Source organism: Mesorhizobium sp. INR15 (assembly GCF_015500075.1).
Classification (GTDB): domain Bacteria; phylum Pseudomonadota; class Alphaproteobacteria; order Rhizobiales; family Rhizobiaceae; genus Mesorhizobium.
This window is the reverse complement of record NZ_CP045496.1, coordinates 2849472-2861644: the sequence shown is the minus strand read 5'-3', so window position 1 is coordinate 2861644 and position 12173 is coordinate 2849472. Positions and strand designations below refer to the sequence as shown.

General features: G+C 58.9%; 8 protein-coding genes. 3 read left to right on the top strand and 5 right to left on the bottom strand.

Annotated features, from left to right (window positions below; genetic code table 11):
* The first annotated feature begins 17 nt into the window (after window positions 1–17).
* Window positions 18–1742: a tetratricopeptide repeat protein gene (locus GA829_RS14060; protein WP_195179072.1), complete on the top strand. Its 1725-nt coding sequence runs from the start codon at window positions 18–20 to the stop codon at window positions 1740–1742.
* Window positions 1743–2166: 424 nt separating this feature from the next.
* Here the strand turns inward: GA829_RS14060 and GA829_RS14055 are convergent, their stop codons facing one another.
* Window positions 2167–3777 (bottom strand): helix-turn-helix domain-containing protein, encoded by a 1611-nt coding sequence (locus GA829_RS14055; RefSeq protein WP_195179071.1) that lies wholly within the window; start codon window positions 3775–3777, stop codon window positions 2167–2169.
* A 1126-nt stretch (window positions 3778–4903) separates the two neighbouring features.
* On the opposite strand from GA829_RS14055, the gene GA829_RS14050 reads away from it, so the two are divergent.
* Both GA829_RS14050 and GA829_RS14045 read left to right on the top strand, forming a co-directional pair.
* On the top strand, window positions 4904–5428 hold the full coding sequence (locus GA829_RS14050) for a hypothetical protein (protein WP_195179070.1): 525 nt from the start codon (window positions 4904–4906) through the stop codon (window positions 5426–5428).
* Window positions 5429–5475: 47 nt separating this feature from the next.
* A complete protein-coding gene (locus GA829_RS14045) occupies window positions 5476–6363 on the top strand; it encodes a hypothetical protein (RefSeq protein ID WP_195179069.1) in 888 nt (295 codons plus the stop codon).
* A 136-nt stretch (window positions 6364–6499) separates the two neighbouring features.
* Here GA829_RS14045 and GA829_RS14040 read toward each other — a convergent pair whose 3' ends face one another.
* The 4 genes from GA829_RS14040 to GA829_RS36645 all read right to left on the bottom strand — a co-directional run bounded on the left by GA829_RS14040 (window position 6500) and on the right by GA829_RS36645 (window position 12169).
* On the bottom strand, window positions 6500–7960 hold the full coding sequence (locus GA829_RS14040; RefSeq protein WP_210337755.1) for an amino acid permease: 1461 nt from the start codon (window positions 7958–7960) through the stop codon (window positions 6500–6502).
* Window positions 7953–9923: a pyridoxal phosphate-dependent decarboxylase family protein gene (locus GA829_RS14035; RefSeq protein WP_210337752.1), complete on the bottom strand. Its 1971-nt coding sequence runs from the start codon at window positions 9921–9923 to the stop codon at window positions 7953–7955. The genes GA829_RS14040 and GA829_RS14035 overlap by 8 nt, the downstream gene beginning before the upstream one ends.
* A 78-nt stretch (window positions 9924–10001) precedes the next feature.
* Window positions 10002–11435, bottom strand: a complete 1434-nt coding sequence (locus tag GA829_RS14030) for an APC family permease (protein WP_195179068.1) — start codon at window positions 11433–11435, stop codon at window positions 10002–10004.
* A gap of 551 nt (window positions 11436–11986) precedes the next feature.
* The gene (locus tag GA829_RS36645; RefSeq protein ID WP_258052284.1) at window positions 11987–12169 is read right to left on the bottom strand and encodes a CYTH domain-containing protein; all 183 of its coding nucleotides are present in this window, start codon (window positions 12167–12169) and stop codon (window positions 11987–11989) included.
* Window positions 12170–12173: the final 4 nt, after the last annotated feature.

The window sequence follows — 12173 nt, the reverse complement described above, 5'->3', positions numbered from 1 at the left end:
ATCAGAGGCTTGGATCGATGGCAATCCTGGATCGGCTGACTTATCTGGCCTCCCCGGCAGCAGCGTTGCGCCGGGCGATCCAGCTCTCTGACAGCGGCAAGCCCGCGGATGCCTTTCCGCTTATGGCGACAGCGGCGCGCGCGGGGATCGTCGACGCCGAGTACCGGGTCGCGCGTTGCTATCTCGAAGGCTCGGGTGTGCCACCGAGCCGTATGGAAGGCGCACGATGGCTGCTGCGGGCAGCCAACCACGGGAACGCCGATGCGCAGGCGCTCCTCGCCGCTCTCTACGTCACCGGGCTGGTGACGGCGGAAACTGACGGCAAAGGCGCCGAATCGGAGCAATTATTCAAACGGGATTCCTCAAGCGAACCGGACTTTGCGGCTGCGTTCGGCTTTGCCACGAAGGCAGCCGAGGCAGGCTCGGCAACGGGGCAGGCGATCCTCGGTTACATCCTCACCAGCGGCCCCGAACCGATGCGCAATGCAGATGCGGCGCACCGCTGGTATGAGAAGTCGGCTTCTGCCGGCTGCGCCGAAGGATGTCTCGGCCTCGCCCTGTCGCTGGCCCGGCGCGGCAAGCGCGAAAATCGGGCCAGGATTGCAGACGAAGTGAGACGCGCGGCCGACGCCGGCCTGCCGACCGCAACCTATCTTCTCGCGGTCCTTACCGAGCACGGGCTCGGCGTTGCACGCGACATGGCTGCAGCCGCGCAACTCTATCAGGCTGCGGCGGAGAAGGGCCTTCCCTCAGCCCAGTTCCGGTTGGGATTGGCGCTGATCGATGGTGGACTGGTCGACCATGATACCGCTGCCGGAGAGGCGTGGATGCGGCGTGCCGCCTTGGCTGGCAATATCGAGGCAGCCAATCTTCTGGGCGATCGCTGTGTGAAGACGCAGCGGCCGGATTTTGCAGAAGCCGCAAACTGGTATCGGCGGGCGGCCGAAGCGGGCCATCAGGCCGCCGCCCGCGCTTTGGCCTCGCTCTATTTGACGGGAAACGGTGTGGCCGAGGACGTCGAGGAAGGGGCCCGCTGGCTGCGCACTTCTGCAAATGGCGGCAATCAGGAGGCACAGACCGACCTCGCCAATCTTGTGCTCGGAGGGGCCGGCGAGCCGGACGACGGTGCAAGCGTTGCCGGATGGTTCGAGGCGGCCGCATCATCGGGCGACCTCATCGCGGCATTCAACCTTGGGCTCTGTTTCGCCAAGGGCGTCGGCGTTCGCCAGGACGAGGGGCAAGCGGCACACTGGCTGCGGCGCGCGGCCGAAGGCGTCGCCGAGGCGCAATATATGTATGCCCGCCTCCTCCAGGATGGACGCGGCGTGGCGGCCGACCCAACTCAGGCCCGAGCGTGGTTTGCGCGGGCCGCCGACGCCGGCGTGCTTGATGCACGGGTGGCGCTCGCCGAGATGCTGCTCAACGGGCGCGGAGGCACGCGCGAGCCGACGGCTGCAATGCGGTTGTTCGAGCGGGCCGCCGCCGACGGTCACGCCGGGGCGATGTTTGCGCTTGGCGCGCTGTACGGAGCCGGCCACGGCCTGCCGGTCGACCAGACAGCAGCGCAGAAATGGTACGCCGCCGCTGCCGGACGTGGGCATAGCCAAGCTCAACTCATGCTCGGGCGCTATCTCTCCAAAGGTCTCGCCGGGGAGCGCGACCCGTCGGCCGGTCGCCTTTGGCTCGAGCGAGCGGCTGCGCACGGTATCAATGAAGCGGACGACGAACTCGCCGAGCTCTGACTGAATCAGAAGCGCGCCGATTTCGCCGAACCGCGACAACGGTCACACAAGTTCAGCACTCGCGACGACTGGATCGATTCGATGTCCTTGAAATGCGTAAAAACGCTTCGAGGTTCTTCAAACGAGAGTGGGTTCGAGCCCATATCGTAGGCCACTCTCGAAAAATACCGCGATAACAATGGCTTATCTGTAGAGACAAATTCTGGGCGATTCAGCTAACTGCTTGAAATTGCACCACCTGACAAATGATAGCGATTCACGCGCCAAACAGAAGCGATTCAAACGTTCAATATGGCTTCGATCAAGACTAGACTACCAGCCCATCAAAAAAAGGCCCGGCGGCATCAGCCCCAGGCTACTATTCAGTCATTTCTTGAAAAAGCGATTAACTGCCGAAATTACGGTGCCGGCCACACGATACCCGCTAGCGCGTGGGCAGTATCCGTGCCAGTTGCAGGACGTCTCTTCGGCGCCAGACGCGCCTCTTTTTGTAGGTGGTCGTGTAGGCGGGTTCGAGTCCGGAGCCGGACAAGATGCTGGATGTGTCCCAATCCTCAAGATCTTCGCTGCCGCTGAGCAGACGAGCGGCTTCGTTGCTCATGACAAACACGTCATAGAACTTTTGGACCTCGCTTAAGGTAGGCTGTCTGCTCAAAATCCCATCCTGTATCAGGGCATAGACGGATGGGGTTGGAAGATCGAGAAGGAAGCCGATATCGGCGCGTGTGAGCGGTGCGCGATCCGTCGGCTCAGGCCAAGTGAGGGCCCTTTCAGAAATGGGGGAAATGGCAGCTTCTTCCAGAAAGTACCTCCCGAGCAGAGCTTTCCCGGAACTACGCGAAAAGAGCTTAAGCTGCCCCTCAAGCACTCCTCGGAAGATGCCCGGCCAAGGGTTCTTGCTGGGCGAGCCGGCGAGCAAGGCGGCCCGGCGCAGATCCACGAGATTGGTTCGCGTCGAGATCGGATGCGCGCGGCAATCTAACTGTCCCAGCAAAGCATTGACCGTACCCTCGACGTAGTAGGAACCGGGCGCAAGGCCGACAGGGTTGGCTTTTTCCTCCAGGACGCCGGCCTTGGCCAAACTTTGCAGGACCATAACCGGAAATCCGAACTTTTTCGAAAGGGACGTGGCTGGCACGAATCCGTTCCTGGCCTTCAATATCGATTCAATTTCTTTTCGTGATACCAGGACTGGAGCTCTCTCCGCAGTTCCGGCGCGATGAGCGCCAATCGCCCCGTCGTCGACAAACCGACGCATGGTTTTTCGGGTGATGCCGAGATGTTTCGAGGCCTGCTGCATGGTCATCAGGTCCTCACGAAAAAGGTTCTCCTTCCGACGGACCATGGTGTGCCCAGTCGCGGTTCGCCGCATGTCCTGCTCGATCGCCATCCTAGACTCTTCGCGCAAGCCAGGTTCGATGTGGGGATCCAGCCTGAGCGCCAGGAGGGCGCCCAGTTCCTTTTTGATGCCGAAATGCCCTTTCCGAAGAGCGGCGTTCTCTCTCGCCATGGACGCCAGCCGATCGAATCCTTTCGGCCATGACAGGATGGTTCTTCCAGCTAGCGCAAGGACCTCAGGCGAAAAGCGAGAATACCCCCCCCGTGCCCCCGGTCGTGGCAGAAATGCGGTTACCTTCACGGGATCAGCGGTAATCGCGCATGCGAGCGCGACCGCGAATTCGAACAATCCACCTCTCGAGTAACTTTGAAGCGCTTCCGGAAGTGCCGGATGGAAGCTCGACCTCACCTCCGGATTAGGATCGATCAGTCCGGTAACGAAGTCGAGCGCCTCCATATCCTCAACTTCCACCCTCGGCTGCGGATAGTCCCTCAGATCGATGCGACCCCGGATGAAGCCCTCGGTGTCTTCGTGGAGGCACTTGCCGCAAGAGGATACCCCATAGCTGATTCCGTAACCGAGCCAGGTGCCGCATTCAGGACATTTGTCCAGCAGCGTTTCCTTCGTCGCAGGATCAAACGACAGAACCTTTACGGACCACACGGCCCGACCGTGGTTAGACTGCCGCAGGGCCAAAGGAGATACCCGGCGTCTGAGTACCTCCCGATGAGCAACGCGCATCGGCGTGCCAAAAAACTCGTGCCAACCAGGCCTGCCTTCGACCGGCCTATAGATCAGGTTGACTAGCGTTTCCTTCCCACCCTCAACACCTAGAGTGGAGGCAAGCGCTTGCTCATGCCCAATGGCGTTCGTGGCAATTCCTGCAGCGTAGCGCCCGGAGAGAAACCGGCCTGTGACCTCAACTAAGCCCCCCGAGCGTACCCTGATTTCCCGCGCCAGTGCCGTATATGAGGACGCAATATTCCTTCGGCTGGCCAGGCGGACCCGGAAGGAGATAGAGGCGCTCCTTCAGCGAACTAGCCGGATAGTCAAATCTACCGGTTTCGTTGCGAACTTGGATCAGCCATCACCACGGGCTGAGCAATTACAGGCCCCACATCATGGCTCCGATCGCGACACTGCCGCGATCCTCTTTCCAGCTCTGCGTGCCTCCACACCGAACTGTAGCTGCCGTGCTACCCCCTCTCTAACGCAGCATGGAACCGCGCGCCGTGCGGCGAGATAATCTGGGAAACGCGGAAGTCAGGACCAACCCTGGGGCGAAGGCAAGCAAGACAACGGCGCCTTTGTCCGTTTAGCTAAGGCTGCTTGGGAGATAATTCGAAGGATTCCGCCCTTGTCTATGCGCCACCCCATCGATCTTCGGCACAACAGGGTATGAAAGGACTCGTTGCGAATGATTCCTACTATAAGTTGTCAGAATCGCAGACGCTTAAAATGAATCCTTAGAGAATTTTACACGACGCTTAGTTTGAAAAACCACGTTGGAGATTTTTCCCTACGCATTACCTATGACAAGTTCTGAATTTCATCCGTTTCATAGGTAGACTGATGACACTATTGACTCTCAACCTGACTATACCCATCATGGCACCTCGCGATGCAGCAACGGCTTTCGCAAAGAGAGAACGCCGGATCGTTAGATCGAAACGATCAGCGAGAGGGGGCTTTACCAAATGGGAATGTAGCCGACTGTGCCGCAAGGTGGGGATTCTGCGACCTGCCTGCGCGGCGTGACCACCTTTGAGATCAGCACCCCCCGGACGGTGGTGTGTGCGTTACCTCGTTACAGGAAGCATCAATGCGGATTAATCTTTCAAGCGACGCGCGACCGAAAGGGGTGGCTAAGTCCCTAAAGAAAAACGCCGAAGCGGTCGGAATTTCGTTGAATCTGGGAACAGCCCAGCACATCACCGCAAATATCTACGGCTATCGCAACTGGCATGACATGCGTGCGTCGATGGGCATGATGCCACCGTCCGACTGGGACGACAGCGTGGAGCCGGCAGAGGCGAAGCTGCGCAAACAATTTCAGACTGACGTGGTGGCGTCCGCTCTCGGCATTGATGCGACGATTGCTGCGGCCCTGATCAGCAAGGTGCTTCCAACCCGTGGTCATTCATTCCCCGACGGAGCGTCGTTGCCCATCGGTGCAAGCGCCCGTTCGAATGCGCCTGCGCAAACCGTGTCACATCGGTCTGAGGTCGTCGTGGTCGTAAACAAGACTCGGAACATGCGGAAAGACCCAATGAGCAACGTTCGCGTGTTTGATTTAACTGTTTCTCCGTCCAAATCTTCCAAACCAGGCAGCGTCAAGGATGATTAGCGCCCCTCCGTCCGCCACAAGGGCTCGACGAAGCCCATAGGCTCACAATGAAAAAATCGCCAACAAGGAAAGCACCGACATTCGACCATTCCGAACTCGGTCTAGGGTCTGCCGAGCTCAAGGCCATACGAAAATGTGAGGCCGAGATCATGCTGCTAGGCCGAAGAACGACGGAAGAAACCTTCGATCTCGGCGATCAACTGAACATAGCCGCGGCGTTCATCCCTGACGGCATGTTCGGAAAATGGGCCGTCTCGGTATCTCGATATAGCCGCCAGCATCTTTTCAGCCTGATGAAGATTGCGACCGTCCTCAAGGATCATAGGACGCGTCTTGTAGAAGCGCGCATGTCCGCTACCGCCATGGGCCATCTGGCAAGTTCCCCAGAGCACGTGAACGAGGTTCTCGCCGAATTCGAAGCAGGGCGATCCTTAACGGCCAAACAGATCCAGGCAATTGTCGGTGGCGGTAATGAAAAACCTGACACCGATCTGCCAAACCTCGGCGGCGTCGCCGGTCTAAAGGCGAACGCACAGGCGAAGTTGAAGCTCGGCATTTCCGAGTTCACCCGAAAGATCTCCTCGATCATCGCGGATATCGAGGCTGCGCTCGTTCCGGCATTGGAAGGAAAGCGGGTGTTGAAAGGCCAACTGGCGGACAAGATCGAGCGCCCAGCGAGACTCGCCCGTTTTCAGCTGGAAAACGTTGCCACCTTCGTCGAACTGAACCCAAACAATTCGGCGGCATCCCAGGTGATCGGTTTTCCCAAAGGCAGCAAATGGCGGGAGGTGACCGACTTGCTGTGGGTGTTGGGCGGGCGCGACAGCTGGACCCGCGAGGAACTAGCCCCTTGGCTGCAAACAGGCGTGCTTCCGCTTCTCGCCTGGTCGGTAGGCGATGGGAAGGATGTTTCGACTGATCCGGAGTCTGAGTAGTCGGTAAAATGATTTTACAAACCGCCTACAGGCTGGGTGCTGACGGAGAAGGTGCAGCGACTGGTGCATCTGATTGTCAAACGGCTTCCCTCCCGAGGCGTCACGACATCTCACGCAATCTGATCCGGATACCCGGTCACGTCACGACGGTCTTGTTCCCGTTACTGCGGCCAGCGCCGGCCAGACCCAGCGCGAAATAGATTGCGCCCAGAACGCCAAACCAGGCAGCAGCGAAGTAGAATGCAATTCGCGTCTCGGGATCAAAGGCCATCAATATGACGATGACACCAACGAACACGAGAACAAGCCAATTGGTGACAGGAGAACCCGGAAGGCGGAACGCGACACCTGGTTTGCTGCCGTTTTGAACGGCCCGGCGATAGCGCATATGCGACACCATGATCACTATCCATGTCCATAACAGAAACACCAGGACACCGGTGATCGCATAGTTGAAAACGCTGGCAGGCACCAGATAGTTGAGCAGGACTCCCAAGAGCATCATCGCAACCGAGACGGCCAGGCACCGGCTGGGAACCTGGTGTTTGTTGAGATGTGAGAGAAAGCGCGGAGCTTGGCCGGAGCCGGACATGGAGTACAGCATCCGGCTGGTTGCGAAGAGCCCGCTGTTGCATGCTGACGCTGCTGCAGAAATCACGACAATGTTGACGATCGCGGCGGCGGCGGGAAGGCCTATACGCGCGAAAACCAACACGAAGGGGCTCGCCTTCGGATCGAGTTGGTCCCACGGATAGAGCGTCATGATCACCGTCAACGCGCCGATATAGAAGATCAGAATCCGGTAGATAATCCCGTTGAATGCTTTTGGAAGCGATTTGCTGGGGTCCTTCACCTCTCCGGCGGTCAGCCCTAGGACCTCGGTGCCGCCGAAGGAAAAGGCGGCGATGGGGAGCGCGAGCAGCACGCCCGTGGCGCCGTGCGGAAAGACGCCCCCGTGCGACCAGAGATTGGAGAAATCTGCAGGACCGGATGTGCCCTTCAAGCCAAAGAAAATGATCACCGAGCCCAATGCGATCATCGCCAGGATCGTGACGACCTTCACCAGCGACAGCCAGAATTCGATCTCGCCATACAGCTTCACGGAAATAACGTTCGCGCCATAGAGAACGATGACCGCGCAAAGTGCTGGAATCCATTGTGGCAGATCCGGGTACCAGTAGTGGAAATAGATCCCGATCGCGCTGACTTCCGCTATCCCCGCCAGGATCCAGTTCAACCAGTATGACCATCCCGTCAGAAATCCTGCCCAGGGGCCGATGAACTCCTCGGCATAGGACGCGAAGGATCCGGCGACGGGTCGATAGATCGCGAGTTCGCCAAGCGCCCGCGCAATCAGAAAGACGATGATCCCTGTAATCATGTAGTCCAGGAGCAGGCCCGGGCCGGCTTTGTGGATGGCCTCGCCAGAGGCGAGGAACAGGCCGGCGCCAATAGCCCCGCCGATGGCAATGAACTGGACCTGGCGATCGCCCAAAGCGCGCGACAATTGACCAGGTTCGGTCTGGACCACCGCTGCGGCGCCTGGACTGGTTACCGCTGCGGGCGGTGCCACAACCTGGCTGCCAAGTTCACCCAAGGTTGCCAACCTTCAGGCGTTGATTAGAGCGCGCAGAGGTCATTTCACTCGCCTTGGGCGAATCACTGCTTGGTGCCGTGGGTTGAGACCGGTCACGCGCGATGATCCGGCCAATTTCCTTTTTCATTATCTCGAGATAGGACTGCCAGCTCTCCGGATAGCTCGCGACCTTGACGATCCAGGGATGGAGCACGCAGCACCTGAGCACATAGACGTTGTGGATTCGGTTCCATTCCGCCTCCGGGATTCCCAGTCGGCCAACCAGTCCCATCGGTGCATTGCCATAGGAATCGAATTCAAGAACGGTGTGCGACGTAATCCAATCGTCCGCGTAGAGCGGGCCGCCTTCATAGGAGGACGCCTTGTAAATCTGGGCATTCAGATTGTTCATTTTGGTCAGATCGGTATTGCCCTTGTAGTTGAAGGCCATGCAAACGACATTGAAATCCGGTCCATCGAGGAGCTGCTCGCAGACGATAATCTTGTCACCGACCATGAATTCCCGAACGCTTTCCAGCGCCTTGGCAAAGTGCGCGGCACCGGCAACGCTGCGACCGATCAACTGGCCATACCCGGCGATGTTGAGCGGCAGCAGCCTGTGCGCCGCCCATACGCCGGCCGCGGCGGCACCGGACTTGGAGCCTTCGAGTATGACGCTGCCAAGGTTCATTTCCAGATTTTGCTTGTTGTCGAAGACGTAGGCCGCATCGTAGGAGACGAGACCCAAAATGCGCTTGTCCTGCAATGCAATACCGCCCGCAGCATAAGGAATGTAGCCCATCTTGTGCGGGTCGATGGTGATCGAATCCGCCGCAGGCATCGCGCGATAGGCGTTCCAGACGTCCTCGGACGGGAACATGGCCTCCGAAGCCGGAACGCCCATCTCGGCGATCTTGGCGCGAACCTCGGCGAAGCTCATGAAATGGCTTGCCTCGTCAAGGAAGACCGCGCGCCCGTAGCCGCCGTAAGCCGCATCGACATGGAAATAGAACGAAAGACCCTGCTTGGCATATTCGTCGCGCAGCGCCGCCACGGCGGCGATGTCATCGACGGCCCCCTCCTCCGTCGTCGCAACCACGGCGACGACCGATATGATTGGCGTCTTGGACTTGATACAAGCGTCGATCGCCGATCGGAGCGCACCGATATCCATGCGATAGCGATCCGTGACGGGAATCCGGATGAGATTGTCGACGCCGATGCCGAGGACATCGGCCGCCTTGTCCCAGGAGTAGTGCCGGGTCTGCGGCACAATGATCTTTCCGAGCTTGCCGCCGCCGGCGCCGCGCGCACGCGCCGATGCCTTCAGTACAAGACCAAAGGTCTTCTGCTCCTTGGTGCGATCGACCAGGTCAAGGATCTGGGTCACGGACAGGTTGAGCAACTGCCAGTCGTCGAGACCTTTGACAAGCTCGGGACTGACCTCCTTGACGGCTAAAGGGAACGACTTGAGGTTGCGGGCAAGCCACAGCGATTCATAGTTCGCGATTGTGCCGTCCGACGTGATGTGGCCCCAGGAACGATCCGGATCGTAGCCAAGCAATTTCGCGAAATCGCCACCGCACTCAAGTTCCATATGCGCGGTTGCGACCGAGGATTCGTAGGCGACATTGTTCGGGTTGTATAATGTGGCCGCCATCTGGGCGAGGTTCGCCACCATCAGCGTGTCCGAATTCATGTGGCCTAGGTAGCGTGTCGAGAACCAAGGCGTGGAACTGTCCTTCAGTTTCGCCGACACCATGTTCAAGACCGCCGTCGTGCGGTCGAGAGTGGAGGTAAACGGCTGCTGCCGCATTTCGCTCGGGGTGACCATTTCGTCATCCGCCGGATGGAAGTCACGCCGCCAGTGGACGTGCTCATCCATCAAAAAGTCGAGCGTCGTCTTGAAGAAGGCCTGGTTTTCCGATTTCGGCCCGAGGAAGAGGGCTTCGACGGCAATTGGTTCTTGGCTTACAGTTTTCACGTTTTGCACTCAGCTTTCAGGATTTTGCACAGTTAGTGCGGGGATGGTTCGACTGCTGATCCGTCTTCGCTTCCGGCGCTACGCTACGGGCAACGGAATGACCGCGATCTGTTTCCAGTTGGTTTTGCGGAAGCGATAGATCGCGATCGGGATGAGGCACACGACGATCGTACCGATGATCATGAAGAGTTCGAACGGCAGCGGGTCTTCCTTGACCTGCGTCGGCGGCAGCAGCGAGATCACGAAAATGAAGGCAGCCGCGACAATTCCCCAGCCCGCCATGAGCCACATGCCCAGCTTGCCGCCCGGAATCCGGAACTTTCGCGGTGTGTCCGGCTGGGTGTATCGCAACCGGATGGCGGCCGCGTACATGAAGAAATACATGACGATATAGACCGAGGTCGTCAGGGCGAAGAGCGCCCAGAAGCCGGCGCTGACGCCGCCTGGCAGTACGACGAAGACCGCTCCCCAGAATGTCACCAGAACCGCCTGCAGGAACATAAGCGCAGTCGGCACACCCTGCTTGTTTTCCTTTTGGAACACGGCAGGCAAAAGCCCGTCGCGTGCCGCCACACTAAGTCCGCGCACCGGGCCTAGCACCCAGGCGATGACCTCGCCCACCGCTCCGACGATGATGAGAACACCGACAACGGGGGTGATCCAGCTAAGCCCTGGACCAAACACGACTTGAAAACTTTGCATGATTCCGGCGATCAGGCTGAGGTCCTTCACCGGGACGATCCAGGCAACGACCAGTCCGCCGATGACGCTTGTGACCGCCATGATCACGCCGACGACAAGGATCGCGATCGGGTAGTCGCGGTTGGGATTCTTCATTTCATTGGCGTGTGCGGCAGAGACCTCGATGCCAATGAAAAAGAAGACGAATGTGATCAGGAGGACGAGATCGCCGGCATCGGAGAACCGCGGAACGAGGTCCTTTGCGGACGGGATCAGGGGAATGAGGACGGGGTGGCCTGACCAGATATAGAGAATACCGCCGCCTATCAGGACGATCATGGGAATGAAGGCGCCCAGGATTACGAAGAGCGTCGTCCAGCGGGCGTAGGTCTTCAAGCCTTGGAGGTTGAGCAGTGTGGCTCCCCACCAAACGCCGACAACCACCGCGAAGATAAAGATCTTGCTGTCGGCCAATGCCGGGTTGAACAGATAGGCGGCTGTGCCCGCGATAAAGGTCAGGATGCCGATGAAGCCTATGGTCATCTGAAACCACTGCAGCCAGATCGCGACGAAGCCGCATTGTTCGCCGAAGGCCTCCTTGACCCAGACATAGACACCGCCCTCCTTGGGCCAGCCAGTCGCAAGTTCAGCCGACACGAGCGAGGCCGGGATCAGGTAGAGGATGATCGCCAGGGCGTTGAAGGCGATGGTTTGCCAGCCGACAAGGGCTTGCAGCGGGAAGGTGCGGATGCTGATTAGGACCGCCGATGTGATCATGATGAACGTTGGGAGCGATAGGGAATAAGTGGCTGGTTTTGCGGCGGTCGCCATGAGGTCTTCCGATCCAATTATCTGTACGTGATGCTACCAATTACCCATGTGACCAGCGCGATACGTTCGGCTGGAGCGATGGCTCTCATCAGCTCGATCATGAGCGCGTGAGGCAGCTGTTGGATGGATTTGATGGCAAAGCGGATTTATTGGAAGGATCGGAATCTACCTATGGTCCGACAGGGACCGAAGCAAAATTACCGCTACTGTTTCGAGCGGCTGCGCGACACAGGCAAGGCCGAGCCATCGCGTGCCCGCTGAAATCTGATCATCCGTGAGGTGCTCGATCTCGATTGCCGCCCGATCCGAGCCGTTATGCCGCCTGCGTAGTTTCCGATCCTGTGGCCGCGATCTCAAGAGGACTAACGTCGGTTCCAGGCAGCATGCTGGCCGCAGACAAGACGATGAATCCTGCGCCTCTGGCCAGTTTCCCTGACCATTTCCCTTGGCCTGGTGATGCCTCTGGCATCGATGGCTGGTCCCGCTGCTGCATCAGTGAACCTGCGAAACAGACCACAGATACAAGGAAGCTCACAATGTTGAGGCACAAATCAGAAATCATCGGCTACGCCATCGCGGCAAGCGATGGCGCCATAGGCATCCGTTCGCAGCGCATGATCCGGCGTGTCGTAGTAGACAGACTTCAATCGGCGTTTCTTGTGATCCACAACATTTCTATGCAGGGTCGGCGCGGCGGCGATCGCGTCGAGCTGGTCCGGTTGTGCGACCAACATCTTG

What these genes read in the sequence shown, in the direction of transcription:
- GA829_RS14045 (WP_195179069.1), top strand. Translation starts at nt 5,476, where the DNA reads ATGAAAAAATCGCCAACAAGGAAAGCACCGACATTCGACCATTCCGAA.
- GA829_RS14030 (WP_195179068.1), bottom strand. Translation starts at nt 11,435, where the DNA reads ATGGCGACCGCCGCAAAACCAGCCACTTATTCCCTATCGCTCCCAACG.
- GA829_RS14050 (WP_195179070.1), top strand. Translation starts at nt 4,904, where the DNA reads ATGCGGATTAATCTTTCAAGCGACGCGCGACCGAAAGGGGTGGCTAAG.
- GA829_RS36645 (WP_258052284.1), bottom strand. Translation starts at nt 12,169, where the DNA reads ATGTTGGTCGCACAACCGGACCAGCTCGACGCGATCGCCGCCGCGCCG.
- GA829_RS14060 (WP_195179072.1), top strand. Translation starts at nt 18, where the DNA reads ATGGCAATCCTGGATCGGCTGACTTATCTGGCCTCCCCGGCAGCAGCG.